Origin of the sequence: Bacillus sp. NMCC4, from assembly GCF_002998555.1 — a bacterium.
Lineage (GTDB): Bacteria > Bacillota > Bacilli > Bacillales > Bacillaceae > Bacillus.
The window spans coordinates 354,184-368,395 of record NZ_PVRA01000003.1 but is presented as its reverse complement, the minus strand read 5'-3'; the positions used below and the strand labels follow the sequence as shown (position 1 = coordinate 368,395).

Sequence of the window (14,212 nt, the reverse complement as noted above, 5' to 3'; positions counted from 1 at the left end):
TTCATTCCCCCGTTTTTCTATCATCATCTGAGACTTTTAATCCTCTTGGCCCTAAATACCGGACTCTCGGTCTAAAAATGCGATTATGCAAATGCTGTTCAATGACATGGGCTGCTAATCCGCTAGCTCTAGCAGCAAAGAAAATCGGTGTATAAAGTGAAATTGGAATCCCGAGCACGTAATAAATAGGGGCGGCGTAATAATCAAGATTCGGATAGAGGTTTTTCTTCTCTTTCATGTATGCCTCGCCTGCTGCACACATGTCATAAAGCGTTGTATCTCCCTTTGATTCCGTAAGCGTTTTCAATGATCGTTTTAAAAGAGCGGCTCTTGGGTCCATTTTTCTCATGTATACCCTGTGGCCAAAGCCCATCATTTTTTCTTTTGCGGCTAATTTTCGTTCAATCAGCGCAAGGAATCCTTCCGTTGTTTTTCCTTCGAGAAGCATGTGCATGACAGCTTCATTCGCTCCCCCGTGCAAGTCACCTTTTAATGAAGAAATCGCTCCAGTAAAAGCACCATACATGTCAGAATGTGTGGATGCGATGACTCTAGCGGCAAACGTTGAATTAGGCAGTTCATGTTCACTATATAATGTGAGTGTTTGGTCAAAAGCGGTGATTTCGTCTTGTGTTGGAGTACGTCCTGTGAGCATGGCTAAAAAGGTTTCAGTGTAGGATTTGGTCTGATCTGGAGTAATAGCGGCGTCTTTTGTGAGAATATGATAGCTTCCAGCAACAATGGCCGGCAGCTGGCCGAGTAATCGAACAGCACGCCTTTGCTGGCACGCTTCTGATCGATCATGTAATGCATCATCGTACCCACTAAGAGCAGATATGCACGTTCTCATGGCATCCATCGGATGAGTGGTTTTTGGCAGCTTTGTTAAAATGGTTTGAATGGTTGGATGTAAGTTGGTTTGTGAGGAAATGTCTTGCTGAAATTGGTGATATTCCATGGTATCTGGTAATCTTCCATAAATAAGCAGATAGGCTGTTTCTAAATAGGTCTTTTTTTGTGCCAACTCGATGAGGTCATACCCGCGAATTACAATTTCTTCTTGCTGCACATCTAAGTATGAGATAGACGTTTCGCTTGCCACAATGTCTTCAAGCCCCGGTTTATAATGCAGTTGTTCAGTCATCATATAACCCCCGTTTCGTTCAATTGTTGTTCTCCAAACGAGCAAACGGCCAGAAATGATGTGAGTCTATAGATGGGAAGATACCGTGCAAGTCGGATACCCAATTCCCATTTTATCCAAAGCACTGCCTCTTGTAAATAAAAGAACGTATGTCCAGTTGGGCATACGTTAGCTGTAATATGGAGAAATCATCATATACACAATGACGCCAGTGAGACTGACATAAAGCCATAGCGGCATTGTCCAGCGGGCAATTTTACGGTGACGCTCGACTTGCATCTGTGCGCCTCTAAAAAGAGTAATCAGGGCAAGCGGTACAATTACAGCTGATAAGACGATATGTGTGATTAAAATAAAGAAGTAAATTGGACGGATGATCCCTTCTCCTCCGAAATGGGTATCAGCTGCCATTGAATGATATGTCACATACGAAATTAAAAAGACAAGTGTCGTTGAAAATGCAGCAAAGATAAATCGTCTATGCGCTTTAATGTTCTTTTGTTTAATCATGATGAGTGCTGAAAGTAAAAAGATAAACGTAAAGCTGTTCATCACGGCATTAAGTAACGGCAAAAATGTAATATCCAGATGACTAAATTTATCTGATTTTGGCATTAAAAATAATAAAGCGATTAATCCGTTTATGGCAATTGTTAAAATGATCACAATACCAGTGAAATTTTTCGGTTTTTGATTCTGTTCGTTCATGTTTGAAAACCTCTCTTTATTAGTTCCGACTAAGAGTATGTTATTTAACTTTCTCTATAAAGTCAATGAATTCGCTGTCTTCGTCGAATTTTAGACAAACTTAAGGGTTGCAGGCGTTCTAACGGCTTGAAAGATCCATCCACTTCCTTTAGAATTGGAATTTATGTGATTTTTATCATTTCTGATATGAAAGGAGTAATGGACTTGTCAATCTTACAGGAAACAGCCAAAGATGTGAAGACGTTAGAGCAAGAATTACAGCAATTGCAGTTCCAAATGTATCGAATGCAAGAAAATATGAAAGATATTTCGAAAAAAGCAAAAATCATTGGCATCGATCAAGCGAAAGAAGATGAGTGGATGATCGTCTCTGCCATTGAAAGTGCAGATACATGTAAAATTATGTTGAGCGATTGTGAAAAAGCTTTTCGCGGACAATCTGATTTTTCCTTAATTGCGGAATATCCTGAAGAAGGAAAGATTCATATTGCCGATATTAAAGGCCCGCCAGATAATGGGTACGGCTCCATCTGTATGAAGCATTTAAAAGAAATCGCAAGAGAGCAGAACATACCAGTGATTACTGGCGACCTCGTCAAAAGGGACTGGAATCACGTGGACCGCTTGATTCATTTTTATGAAAAACATCAATTTGATGTCCAAATCAATTGGAAAGAACAAAGCGGAGAAATTTATTGGGTGGACAGCTAACGACAACAACCAGCGTGTATCATAAGATATGCGCTGCTTTTTGTCGAAAATGCAAACTTTTCAGAAAAATATGTGTATTTTTGACCAAAAAAAGGGTATAATAAAAGCATCAGGCCGCCACCTGATGCTTTCTTCCAAAAAACAATTGTTTACTAGTTAAGTACTTTTACTTTGACTGATTTTACGCCCCAATTTTGCGCTTGGGATTTGCTCGGTACATGTACATCAATTTTGTTACCTTTAATTGCGCCGCCAGTATCTGCTGCGATGGCTTCACCGTAGCCTTCAACATAAACCTTACTTCCTAGTGGAATGACATTAGGATCTACTGCAATGACTTTTGCGTTTGGGTTTTTGTTTAAGTTTACCCCTGTTGCAGTGATACCTGAGATGCCACCATCATTTGCTGTATAAGCCGTAGCCGTAACAGTCATTTCTTTTTGTACACTTTGACTAGCAGAAGATGATTCTGCTTTAGCTGTTTCCTTTTTAGGAGCAGCTTTTTTCGTTGTTTGCTCTTTTTGGACAGGTTCCTGTTTTTGAACAGGTTCTGAGCTTACCGGAGCCGAGCTTTGACCAGCAACACTTAGTGTTGAACCAACCATAATTATATCTGAGTTTAAGTTATTCCAAGACTTAATATCGCTAATTGACACATTGAATTTTTGAGCGATTTTCCAGAGGCTGTCCCCCTTCTGGACTTTATACTGCTCCTGAGTTTTCTCTTTTGAAGAGATTGTCAATTTATCACCTACATAGATCATATCAGTAGATAAATTGTTCCAACCCTTTAGGTCTTTTAGAGACACATCATTTTTTTGAGAGATTCCCCAAAGTGTATCACCTTTCTTCACAGTGATTTCCTTTGCAGAAGCTTGCTGCGCTCCAAATGCTGTTGTTGAGATTGCTGCAACAGCAACCAAGGACATAATAGTCTTCTTCATAAAGTAAATCCTCCCTTGTTAGCTTTTTATGGCGGCTAACGAGTGCTATCGTAACATATGTAAATGTCATTTCAATAACAAAACGATATGTTTTAGATTACAGTTCCTTTACATGAAACATCTCTCTCCATTGGTAAATCAGACCACAAAACGGCTTGATTCCCCGCCATATCAAGGTTTTAAAAGGATCGAAAACGACCTGATGAAAACGTGTCCAAGTGCAGCGAAAAAAATTTATTTTTCTTCTTTAAACACTTTATTTTTTCTCTTTTTCTATAAATAAACGAATTTCTTCTAAAAAAACATCTCCGTATTTCTCTCTTTTTTGAGCGCCAATCCCCTTAATTTGGAGTAATTCTTCATCTGTTTGAGGCTCTACAGCTGACATTTCCTTCAATGTTTGATCAGAAAAAACAACAAACGGCGGGACACCTTGCTCTCTGGCTAGCTTCATTCTCAGCGATCTCAATCGCTCAAATAATGCATCATTTTCTTGAATGGCCTCTGCTTTGATCGCCTGCTTTTTATACACTGTCTCTTGTCCAACTAACACTTTCTTCCCTTTATGGGTCACCTTAAGTGTTGGGTAAGCACCTTCAGACATGTGCAAATACTCTTCTGTAATTAAAAATTCAATGAAGTCACTGATTTGCTGAGCCGAATGTTGTTTCATTAAAGCATATGTAGGGAGACGGTCGAAACCTAGTTCAAGCACTTTTTTGTTTTTAGAGCCTGCCAGTACTTGGGCTATCATCATTTTACCGAATCGCTCATTCATCCTCACTGTACAAGATAACACCATCTGTGCTTCTCTTGTGACCTCTTCACGCTCTCTCTCATCAAGGCAGTTGCTGCATTTACCGCAAGGCGAACTAGCTGTTTGATCAAAATAGTCCATCACAAATTGCTGCAGACATTGCTCGGTATGACAGTAATCCACCATTTGCCTTAATTTAAGCAGTTCATGTTGGTAGCGCGTCTCATCTTCTATTGACTGTTCAATGAGAAAGCGCTGCACTCTTACGCCTTGTGGTGAAAACAGTAAAATGCATTCACTTTCAAGCCCGTCTCTGCCGGCACGCCCAGCTTCTTGATAGTAGCTTTCAATATCCCTTGGAATTTGATGATGGATCACAAAACGTACATTCGACTTATTGATTCCCATGCCAAATGCTGATGTAGCGACCATAACCTGGATGTCATCATTTAAAAACAGGTTTTGCTGCTCTTCTCTCGTATGGTCATCCAATCCGCCATGATAAACGCCAGCTTTGATCTTTTGTTTTTTCAGTCGATTATAAATGTTATCCGCTTCTTTACGAGTTGCTGTATAAATAATGCCAGACTCAAGACTGTTTTTCTTCATATATTGTGTGATAAAACGGTCACTATTTTCCCCTTTGATCACTTGAAAGGACAAATTTTCTCTAGCAAACCCAGTAAAGATGGTTTCTTCTCCGTTCATGCCAAGCTGTTCACATATATCTTGGTGGACCTTTTTCGTCGCTGTAGCTGTTAATGCGACAATCACCGGTCTTTTTGACAGCTTGTTCAAGCATTCTTGAATGAAGCGATAACTTGGCCTAAAATCATGCCCCCACTCAGATATACAGTGCGCTTCATCAATCGCGATTAAAGGGATCGTTAACCGATCCAGCAGCTGAAAAAAACGTTCATTTTGTAAGCGTTCAGGTGTGATATAAAGCAGCTCATATTCCCCATTTTCGCATTTTTTCAGCCTTTCATTCATTTCAGCTGCGGAAAGTGTGCTGTTTAAAAAGGAAGAACGTATTCCCATCTCATTTAACGCATCGACCTGATCCTTCATTAAAGAAATAAGCGGAGATACAACGATCGTTGTGCCTTCCATCATGAGGGCAGGGATCTGATAGCAAACTGACTTCCCACCGCCTGTCGGCATAATGCAGACAGTATCCTTTTGTTTATTTACAATCGCTTCAATGGCTTGTTTCTGTCCTTTTCTAAAGACATCAAAGCCATAGTATTGTTTCAGGAGTGCTTCTGCTTGTTCTAACATCCAATTCCCTCTCCGTCATTAGTTTTGTCCATTTTAACATATATTCTTGCCTCTACAGGCGATCTGTCCAATTTCGCATTTTCACAAAATAAAAAGCCATTTTCCGAAATGGAAAATGGCTTGAATCATCCTAGGAAAAGCTGCGGATGCCGTAATCTAAGTAAGAAAGTTTTAAACCACCACTCCTCAAAGTGGGTGTTTGCAGAAACGTTCCTGTCTTCCTCTCTAAGGAGGCATGACATTCCGGCTTCAATATAAAACTCCCTATTACAGCTTAAAGGTTAAAACTTAATTAACATTACGCGCATCGCAGCCTTTAAACTATATTACACGAAAGTTTATTAAATTTCAAGAGATCTTTTTTCTAAGAAATACTTATATATACAAGATATTTGTCCTTGCACACATAAGAAAACATTATTCTGAAAAAATGTAAATTCAACTTATTATCCTATTTTTCTTCGTCTATGTCAACATCCTGCTCTTCCTCTAATCGTTCATACGTATCTGAATGCATCTGATCCATTGTTTCTCTATTTGTTAAATCACGCATTTGATCAGAGAAATTACGGTCAAACTCGTTTGGGTCTTGAGTGGTTTCTTCGTTTTTCTTCGCATCGATTGAATAACGTGTATATGGGACTGCTTTTAAACGTTCATATGGAATGTCTTTCCCTGTTTTCTCACATATCCCATATGTTCCGTCTTCCATTCGTTTCAGTGCTGCATCAATTTCGTCTTCAAGCTCGCCATCAACTTGATCCAGCGTTTGTTCTGTCATGCGGTCTAAATAGATGCTCCCATGATCAGCGATATGGTTCCCAACACCATTTGAAATCTCGCTGGATTCACTTAGCATAGATTCTTCTTTCTTTTTTGATCCTTTTACATCTCCCTTTAATTGATTCAACCTTTCGTATAAATCAGCTTTTTGTTCTTTCGTTAAGCCCACGGTCAATCACTCCTTTCTCATTACCTTCCCGCTGCAAGGGAATTGAAAACATCAAAAAAGCCGCCGCCTTTTTGGCAGCAGCTTTCTTCTCTTACAGAGTACGAAGTGCTTCTTCTACTGGTTTATCCCCTTTAATCAAGTCAAAGGATTTATTTTTCACATTGGATTCCGTTAAGCTTTCCACAAGTACAGCGGCTACGTCCTCTCTTGAAATCTCAATGTTTTGATCATCTGGAATATGCTCCGCAGCTTCAATCTTTCCTGTCTTTTCCTCATGCAGCAAGGCACCTGGGCGGACGATGGTATAGGAAAGCCCAGACTGTTTTAAGTGTTCATCTGCTTTTCTTTTCGCCTCATAATAAATTTCCATACTTCCTTGCCCTTTTCCCTGGTTTGGGTCATCGGCATTATAGGAACTCAGCATAACAAAATGCTGAATGTTTTCTTTTTTCGCTGTGTCGACAAGGCGTTTTGCACCTTCTTGATCCACTGCAATCGTCTTATCTGCACCTGTTTTTGAGCCTGAACCAGCTGCAAAGATGACAGCATCTGCTTGTTTCACAGCATCTGTCACATCCTTTTCAAGATCACCGATGACAGGCGCTGCACCAAGTTCCTTTAGCGCATCCGCTTGTTTTTCATCTCGAATGAGAGCAAGCGGCTCATGTCCTTTTTCTTTTAAATAACGAATGACGAGCCTGCCTGTATGTCCATTTGCTCCAGCAACTAATACTTTCATTGTTCATTCTCCTTTCTGTATTTGTTTCATCTTTATCCTTTTTTGCTATCATTCAAACACCTAAACAAAAAAAGCCCTTCCCAGAAAATATGGGTAAGGGCTCAGGAAATGTGCGATCTATTAAAATAAGTAGAATGAGAAAAGTGCATGATCTATGTAATCGCAAGATTGATCAGCAAAGATGTTTTGTCAAAATGGCTTGCACATCACTCAAATCCGTCTCTTTCGAAAAATCGAGTTCAAATACTTTTGAGCTTGTGACAAGCAGCATACCTGTGTCCTGATCAAACACGCCAGCTTCTTGAATGGCAAAACTTTCAATTGATCGATACGGCAAGGAGACCCTGACTTTCTTCTTAGAAAATACGCGGTTATCGCCAAAGATCAGTCGTTTATTGGTGAAACAAATTTGGTCGTGACGCAGTCTGTAAACAGCCTCAATTCTTTCCCCTTCAATTAGTAAGGATTCGAATTTCTTATCATTTTGTTTACTGACAGAAAAAATACCCACGTAAACCCCCTCTTCCTCCATCAAATTCCTTTATGAAAAAACGGACGCACGCTCTGTGGGTACGTTTTATTCTCACTTATAGAATACGCTATAAATGGTCGTTATTCCATTACGAATAGATTAAATTTCATTTAACTTTTTCTTTTTGATTCGATGCTCTTTCCTCTACTTATTTAGACAGTTAAAGCAGGAAAAAAGTTTCAGTTCTTTTTGAGAAAAATTGCTGAATGTTACCAATAAAAAAACAGTGATTTTTTCAAATCACTGTCAGCGTGTATACAAACCCTCGCATTCTTTGTCAGTCCTGCGCGCCGGTGCTCACGAATGTCAAATTCGCTCCGCTCCGGTACTCGTCCTTCCTAGACTGCAAAGGTTTTCATGTCACGCTGAAAAAGAAGACAAAGTGCTAAAATAAAGATCATTTTAGCACTTTGTCAACAATCTGGACTATTCGTCTTTTGGTGTATCAATGGTTCCCTCGGCATATACATCGGAAATCTGCTCAAGCGTAATCGCCATATCAGCATCTTCGTGATCATGCCAAGCATTTTGATTATTCTGCTCGTCTGTTTGCTTCTTTTTCATCATCATCATCCTTTACTGTTTTTCTTAGTATGAGTGATGATCACTAAAATCATTCAGCAGAAATGTCTTCGAAATACTCTTTATAATACCCGCCTACTTTACCTGTATTATCAACGACAAACAGGAATTCTTCTGTCTCATTTTTCACTTCATATGTGCTTCCAACCGTTAGTGCACGATCGACCATATATTTTTTCGCATTCGTATGTATACATTTTACTTGCTTTAACGTTTGAGCCGTTTGCCAGTTTTGATGGATCATGATTTAAAAACTCCTTTTTTCATCTATACATTTATTGTAGCCAATTTTTCGTGAAATGCAATGAGTGTTATGGATTGCTTTTAAACATGTCGTGTAATATGATGAATGTATACGTTTACACACATGTGCGTATACTGGTTCATTTGCTTCAGGTCCGCTTTTCCACCTAGAACTCGCAGAACAACCCATATCTTTAAGGAGGTTTGTTTATTTATGAGCTCTACAACACTTCAAATTAGTTCAAAACTCGATTCTTTTCTCCAAGGGACGAAAAAACTCTACATTAACGGTCAGTTTGTCACAAGTCACGATAACAAAACCTTTTCGACTCCTAACCCAGCCACAGGTGAAACCCTTATTGATGTATATGAAGCAGGTGCAAAAGACATTGATGAAGCAGTAAAGGCTGCCAAAAAAGCCTTTCAAGGCCCATGGCGCTCAATGTCTGCCGCTGAACGCGCCCGCCTCATGTTCAAGCTTGCTGATTTAATGGAAGAAAACCAAGAAGAGCTCGCGCAGCTTGAAACTTTAGATAACGGAAAACCAATTAATGAAACAACAAATGCAGATATCCCTCTCGCCATTGAGCATATGCGCTATTATGCGGGCTGGACGACCAAAATAAGCGGACAAACCATTCCTGTCAGTCAAGGTTATTTTAATTATACCCGTCATGAGCCTGTTGGTGTTGTAGGACAAATCATTCCTTGGAACTTCCCGCTGCTCATGGCCATGTGGAAAATGGGTGCTGCACTTGCAACTGGCTGCACCATCGTTTTAAAGCCAGCAGAACAAACACCCCTCTCTGCTCTTTATTTAGCTGAATTAGTGGATAAAGCCGGCTTCCCAGAAGGTGTGATTAACATCGTTCCTGGATTTGGTGAAACAGCTGGAAACGCATTAACCGATCACCCTGATGTAAATAAGCTTGCCTTCACGGGGTCAACAAGCGTTGGGAAACTCATCATGGAGAAAGCAGCCAAATCCATTAAGAGGGTCACATTAGAACTTGGCGGAAAATCACCAAATATTATATTGCCAGATGCCGATTTAAAGAAAGCCATTCCAGGTGCTTTAAATGGGGTCATGTTTAACCAAGGCCAAGTGTGCTCTGCAGGTTCTAGAGTCTTTGTTCACCGGAGTCAATATGATGAGGTTGTCGATCAAATGGCTAAGTATGCGACATCCCTCAAGCAAGGCGCCGGTCTTCATCAAGATACGCAAATCGGACCTCTTGTAAGTAAAGAACAGCATGAGCGCGTGTTAGGATATATTGAAAAAGGTAAATCTGAAGGTGCAACAGCCGTTGTCGGTGGCGATTGCCCTTATGAGGCTGGCTATTTTGTCTCCCCTACTGTTTTTAAAGATGTAGAAGATGACATGACCATCGCAAAAGAAGAAATCTTCGGGCCTGTCCTATCTGCGATTCCATACGATTCCATTGATGAAGTGGTCGAAAGAGCCAACCAGTCTGACTATGGATTAGCAGCAGGACTTTGGACAGAAAACTTAAAACATGCCCATGACATTGCTGCACGTCTTGAAGCAGGCACGATTTGGGTCAACTGCTATAATGTCTTTGATGCTGCAGCCCCGTTTGGAGGATACAAGCAATCAGGTCTTGGCAGAGAAATGGGATCATACGCCCTTAACAACTATACAGAAGTCAAAAGTGTGTGGATTAATCTCCAAGACTAATGACGCCTATAAAGCCGGTGACCATGTCATCGGCTTTTTTTTGTGATTGCATGTGACAGGCAGTCTCCTGAATATAGTAATAAAGGAAAGGAGCATGGCCGCATATGCAAGATTTCAAAACGAAAGTAAACGAATTTATTGATGAATTGCACATGCAAATGCTACGCAGACAACGAGAAGATGGCGCTTTTGTCTTCTGCTTTGAAGGCCCAATGATGACAAATGCTTTTTTGATTATGCTGTTAAAGGCTGTCGGTGATTCGGACCAGGCACTCGTTCATCAATTGGCAGAAGCAATTCGCGAAAAGCAAAATGAAGATGGTTCTTTTTCTTTGTATCATGATCAATCGGGACATGTAACAGCGACTGTGCAAGGCTATTGTGGAATGCTCGTTTCAGGGAGGTTTCAACAAGATGAGCCGCATATGGAAAAAGCAGCACACTTTATTCGATCAAAAGGCGGATTAAAAGACGTTCATTTTATGACAAAGTGGATGCTTGCCGTCAATGGCATGCACCCTTGGCCATACTTCTATGCGCCACTTTCATTTTTACTCATCCCTACATACTTTCCGCTGCACTTCTATCATCTTAGTGCATATGCAAGAATTCATTTTGTCCCAATGATGATTGCACTCAACAAACGATATACCTCTCATGAAAAGTTTCCAAGCTTAGCACATCTTGATGCGAACATGTCTAAAAGTCCTTTTGACTGGTTTATGGCAAGAGAAGAACGTTCCACTCACCACTTTCTAGCGTACATGCGGTCGTATACAGCACTCGACAGCCGCCTCGACTTTTTCGGGTATGAGGCAGCGAAGCGGTATATGTTTGACCGCCTTGAAAAAGATGGCACGCTGTACAGCTATTTAAGTGCCAGTATTTTTATGGTCTATGCACTCATGAGTCTTGGATACTCTCCAGGACATCATCTCATTTTAAAAGCAGTTAAAGGGATGAAAAAGATAGTCACTGACTGTGGGGGCAGGAAATATGCTGAGAATTCTACATCCACAGTTTGGGATACAGCGCTTGTCAGTTATGCTTCTCAGCGAGCAGGCAGAACACAAGAAGATCCAGTTATCGAAAAGTCTTTTACGTACTTATTGAACCGGCAGCAAATGAAGAAAGCAGATTGGGCGATTCATAACCGGCATGCGGCTCCGGGAGGCTTTGGTTTTTCAGATTTGAACACAAATAACCCTGATTGTGATGATACGCAAATTGTGTTAAAAGCCATTCCTCACACCTACGCACCGGTTCAGTGGAAACGAGGGTTTGATTGGCTTCTTTCCATGCAAAACCGTGATGGCGGCTTTTCTGCTTTTGAAAAAAATCAAGATCACTTCTTGCTTCGTCATCTTCCGCTCGAATCTGCTGAGGATGCGGCCATTGACCCATCTACTCCTGATATTACAGGTCGTGTGCTTCATCTCATCGGTCTTGAAGAGAACAACATGTCACCACTCATGCAAAGGCAAAAAGATCATTGCGTAAAATGGCTTCTTGATCATCAAGAGAACAACGGATCATGGTTTGGCAGATGGGGCGTTTGCTATATTTATGGAACCTGGGCTGCATTAACAGGACTAAAGGCTGCTGGCATCCCCTCATCGCATCCTGCTGTTCAAAAAGCGTGTCGATTTTTAAAAACAATTCAATTGGAAGATGGCAGCTTCGGAGAATCGTGTAAAAGTGCAGAGGTAAAAAGATATGTCCCGCTCCCATTTGGAACAGTGGTTCAAACGGCTTGGGCTGCTGAGGCACTTTTACAATATGAGAAGCCGGATCACACAACAATTTTAAAAGCCATCTCATTTTTGATTCATCATCAGCACTCGAGTGAAGCCTTGCACTATCCAGTAGGCATTGGTCTTCCAAAGCAATTTTACATCACCTATCATAGCTATCCATTTGTCTTTCCAATGATGGCTTGTTCCACATTTTTAGAAGAAATGAGGCGTAAAAATGAATAAGGAAGAATATCGCATGCAGCTTAAAGATTGGCTTAGCTCCATTCAAGGTGCAGTTCAAGATGACAACATCCGTCAGAAAACAGAACATTTATCGTTCATCATGAATGATGAATATTCCAGTGAAGAAGAGTGGTACGAATTGGCTGAAAGTATTGCAGAGGATATGAAACCACTAGAAGCAATGCGAGATGTGGCAGCTGGCGACCATAAATTACCTCCGCTCCCTTACCGGTATGATGCACTAGAACCGTTTATTTCAAAAGAGATTATGTATTTGCATCACCAGAAACATCATCAATCATATGTTGATGGTCTGAACCAAGCTGAGCTTGCCTTAAAAAGAGCGAGAAGAACCAATGATTTTAAAATGATCAAGCATTGGGAACGGGAGCTTGCCTTCAATGGTGCGGGACACTATTTACATTGCATTTTTTGGTTTTCTATGAGTCCTTCAGGAAAACGAAAGCCCACTGGACAAATGCTGCGTCTCATTGAACAATCGTTTGAAAGCTATGATGCATTCAAATCCCAATTTTCAGCTGCAGCCAAACAAGTAGAAGGTGTTGGCTGGGCCATTCTTGTATGGGCACCAAGATCTCAACGATTAGAGATTTTACAAGCCGAACGCCATCAATTTCTATCACAATGGGATGTGATCCCTCTTCTAGCTCTTGACGTATGGGAACATGCCTACTATCTGCAATATCTGAATGAAAAAGCACAATATGTAGACCGTTGGTGGAATGTCGTTGACTGGCGTGAGCCAGAAGCACGACTAAAGCAAGCTCAGCAAGTGAAATGGACCCCTTTTTAAGACGATACTCCATATAGGCAAATGCTTATATGGGGGTTTTTAATTCAATTTAGTTTACATAATTTTATTATGATCATCACTATAAAGAATGGGTTGTTTTTTCAGAAAATTCGTTTAAAATATAAAAGATATGTAAGGAAAGAGAGTTGAAACAATAAATGAAGATTCTTTTAACTATTAGTCACTTTGCAGGAAGGACCTTTGCGATTTGGGTCATTGTCTTTGCACTTTTTGGATTTGCCTTTCCTGCCGAATTCTCTAAGATTGGACCGTATATTCCTTTTTTACTCGGTATTATTATGTTTGGAATGGGGCTTACCTTGTCCGCTGAAGATTTTAAAGAACTGTTTCGAAAACCTCTTTATGTTCTGATCGGGGTGCTGACGCAGTACACACTCATGCCGCTTCTTGCCTTTTTGTTAGCTTACGGACTGCGGCTTCCGTCTGAAATCGCAGTAGGAGTTGTTCTCGTAGGCTGCTGCCCAGGCGGTACAGCATCGAACGTCATGACCTTTTTGGCGAAAGGAAATACAGCTTTATCTGTAGCTGTAACCACCCTATCAACATTGCTTGCGCCGTTTTTAACCCCTGTTTTCATTTTAATTTTTGCAAGATCTTGGTTACCTGTATCACCAGAGGCTCTGTTTTTATCCATTGTACAAGTTGTCTTAATCCCTATTATTTTAGGTATTCTTGTGAAATTGTTTTTTAAAAAACAAGTATCGTATGCGGTTCAAGCACTGCCGCTTGTATCTGTTGCCGGAATTGTGGTGATCATTGCTGCGGTTGTCAGTGCAAATAAAGAGCAGATTCTTCAATCTGGACTGCTGATATTGGCGGTTGTTATATTACATAATGGACTTGGTCTTTTATTTGGTTACCTGATCGCAAAGTGGTGCAAAATGGATATCCCTTCTCGTAGAGCGATCTCGATCGAAGTTGGCATGCAAAACTCTGGACTCGGTGCAGCTCTAGCGACAGCACACTTCTCGCCACTTGCAGCCGTACCAAGTGCCATTTTTAGTGTGTGGCATAATTTATCTGGTTCCTGGCTTGCAACATATTGGTCAAAAAAAGGAAATCCTGAAAATGAAAAAGAAAAAAAGCTAGCACCTTAACGGGTGCTA

Annotated in this window: 14 protein-coding genes and 1 other RNA gene; 5 read left to right on the top strand and 10 right to left on the bottom strand. The window is 40.6% G+C overall.

From position 1 onward, the window contains the following. Position 1: 1 nt before the first annotated feature. Both mmgD and C6Y02_RS09320 read right to left on the bottom strand, forming a co-directional pair. Positions 2-1,144 (bottom strand): citrate synthase, encoded by a 1,143-nt coding sequence (gene mmgD, locus C6Y02_RS09325; RefSeq protein WP_106031094.1) that lies wholly within the window; start codon positions 1,142-1,144, stop codon positions 2-4. A 168-nt stretch (positions 1,145-1,312) separates the two neighbouring features. Next, entirely contained in the window at positions 1,313-1,852 is a 540-nt protein-coding gene (locus C6Y02_RS09320; RefSeq protein WP_003215636.1) for a DUF420 domain-containing protein, read from the bottom strand. A 198-nt stretch (positions 1,853-2,050) separates the two neighbouring features. On the opposite strand from C6Y02_RS09320, the gene C6Y02_RS09315 reads away from it, so the two are divergent. Further along, positions 2,051-2,563 carry a GNAT family protein gene (locus C6Y02_RS09315; protein ID WP_060596695.1) on the top strand — a complete coding sequence of 171 codons (513 nt, stop codon included), beginning with the start codon at positions 2,051-2,053 and terminating at the stop codon, positions 2,561-2,563. A 152-nt stretch (positions 2,564-2,715) separates the two neighbouring features. Here the strand turns inward: C6Y02_RS09315 and C6Y02_RS09310 are convergent, their stop codons facing one another. The 8 genes from C6Y02_RS09310 to C6Y02_RS09275 form a co-directional block, all read right to left on the bottom strand. Continuing rightward, positions 2,716-3,507, bottom strand: a complete 792-nt coding sequence (locus C6Y02_RS09310) for a LysM peptidoglycan-binding and 3D domain-containing protein (protein WP_034660916.1) — start codon at positions 3,505-3,507, stop codon at positions 2,716-2,718. A gap of 256 nt (positions 3,508-3,763) precedes the next feature. Continuing rightward, positions 3,764-5,545, bottom strand: a complete 1,782-nt coding sequence (recQ, locus tag C6Y02_RS09305; protein ID WP_106031093.1) for a DNA helicase RecQ — start codon at positions 5,543-5,545, stop codon at positions 3,764-3,766. Between the two features lie 133 nt (positions 5,546-5,678). Next, positions 5,679-5,864: non-coding RNA, 6S RNA (gene ssrS / locus C6Y02_RS09300), on the bottom strand. 132 nt (positions 5,865-5,996) lie between these two features. Further along, positions 5,997-6,497, bottom strand: coding sequence for a TraR/DksA family transcriptional regulator (locus C6Y02_RS09295; protein WP_034660918.1), 501 nt, complete (start codon positions 6,495-6,497; stop codon positions 5,997-5,999). Between the two features lie 91 nt (positions 6,498-6,588). Continuing rightward, on the bottom strand, positions 6,589-7,236 hold the full coding sequence (locus C6Y02_RS09290; protein WP_106031092.1) for an SDR family oxidoreductase: 648 nt from the start codon (positions 7,234-7,236) through the stop codon (positions 6,589-6,591). A 172-nt stretch (positions 7,237-7,408) separates the two neighbouring features. Further along, positions 7,409-7,747 (bottom strand): PH domain-containing protein, encoded by a 339-nt coding sequence (locus C6Y02_RS09285; RefSeq protein ID WP_024422682.1) that lies wholly within the window; start codon positions 7,745-7,747, stop codon positions 7,409-7,411. 447 nt (positions 7,748-8,194) lie between these two features. Then, positions 8,195-8,332 carry a DUF4025 domain-containing protein gene (locus tag C6Y02_RS09280; protein WP_223249850.1) on the bottom strand — a complete coding sequence of 46 codons (138 nt, stop codon included), beginning with the start codon at positions 8,330-8,332 and terminating at the stop codon, positions 8,195-8,197. Positions 8,333-8,381: 49 nt separating this feature from the next. Beyond that, positions 8,382-8,594: a DUF6501 family protein gene (locus C6Y02_RS09275; RefSeq protein ID WP_012010250.1), complete on the bottom strand. Its 213-nt coding sequence runs from the start codon at positions 8,592-8,594 to the stop codon at positions 8,382-8,384. A 213-nt stretch (positions 8,595-8,807) separates the two neighbouring features. Here C6Y02_RS09275 and C6Y02_RS09270 point away from each other — a divergent pair, with 213 nt between their 5' ends. From C6Y02_RS09270 to C6Y02_RS09255, 4 genes are all read left to right on the top strand, one after another. Further along, positions 8,808-10,292, top strand: coding sequence for an aldehyde dehydrogenase family protein (locus tag C6Y02_RS09270; RefSeq protein ID WP_060596545.1), 1,485 nt, complete (start codon positions 8,808-8,810; stop codon positions 10,290-10,292). A 104-nt stretch (positions 10,293-10,396) separates the two neighbouring features. Next, positions 10,397-12,271 (top strand): terpene cyclase/mutase family protein, encoded by a 1,875-nt coding sequence (locus C6Y02_RS09265; protein WP_106031091.1) that lies wholly within the window; start codon positions 10,397-10,399, stop codon positions 12,269-12,271. Further along, complete coding sequence (locus C6Y02_RS09260; RefSeq protein ID WP_060596547.1) at positions 12,264-13,085, top strand: superoxide dismutase; 822 nt, start codon at positions 12,264-12,266, stop codon at positions 13,083-13,085. Before C6Y02_RS09265 ends, C6Y02_RS09260 begins: the two co-directional genes overlap by 8 nt. A 158-nt stretch (positions 13,086-13,243) precedes the next feature. Beyond that, on the top strand, positions 13,244-14,203 hold the full coding sequence (locus tag C6Y02_RS09255) for a bile acid:sodium symporter family protein (RefSeq protein WP_106031090.1): 960 nt from the start codon (positions 13,244-13,246) through the stop codon (positions 14,201-14,203). Positions 14,204-14,212: the final 9 nt, after the last annotated feature.

Coding starts and splice junctions, on each gene's coding strand:
- recQ (WP_106031093.1), bottom strand. CDS start 5,545: ATGTTAGAACAAGCAGAAGCACTCCTGAAACAATACTATGGCTTTGAT.
- C6Y02_RS09290 (WP_106031092.1), bottom strand. CDS start 7,236: ATGAAAGTATTAGTTGCTGGAGCAAATGGACATACAGGCAGGCTCGTC.
- C6Y02_RS09275 (WP_012010250.1), bottom strand. CDS start 8,594: ATGATCCATCAAAACTGGCAAACGGCTCAAACGTTAAAGCAAGTAAAA.
- C6Y02_RS09255 (WP_106031090.1), top strand. CDS start 13,244: ATGAAGATTCTTTTAACTATTAGTCACTTTGCAGGAAGGACCTTTGCG.
- C6Y02_RS09310 (WP_034660916.1), bottom strand. CDS start 3,507: ATGAAGAAGACTATTATGTCCTTGGTTGCTGTTGCAGCAATCTCAACA.
- C6Y02_RS09265 (WP_106031091.1), top strand. CDS start 10,397: ATGCAAGATTTCAAAACGAAAGTAAACGAATTTATTGATGAATTGCAC.
- C6Y02_RS09260 (WP_060596547.1), top strand. CDS start 12,264: ATGAATAAGGAAGAATATCGCATGCAGCTTAAAGATTGGCTTAGCTCC.
- mmgD (WP_106031094.1), bottom strand. CDS start 1,144: ATGACTGAACAACTGCATTATAAACCGGGGCTTGAAGACATTGTGGCA.
- C6Y02_RS09315 (WP_060596695.1), top strand. CDS start 2,051: ATGGACTTGTCAATCTTACAGGAAACAGCCAAAGATGTGAAGACGTTA.
- C6Y02_RS09280 (WP_223249850.1), bottom strand. CDS start 8,332: ATGAAAAAGAAGCAAACAGACGAGCAGAATAATCAAAATGCTTGGCAT.
- C6Y02_RS09320 (WP_003215636.1), bottom strand. CDS start 1,852: ATGAACGAACAGAATCAAAAACCGAAAAATTTCACTGGTATTGTGATC.
- C6Y02_RS09270 (WP_060596545.1), top strand. CDS start 8,808: ATGAGCTCTACAACACTTCAAATTAGTTCAAAACTCGATTCTTTTCTC.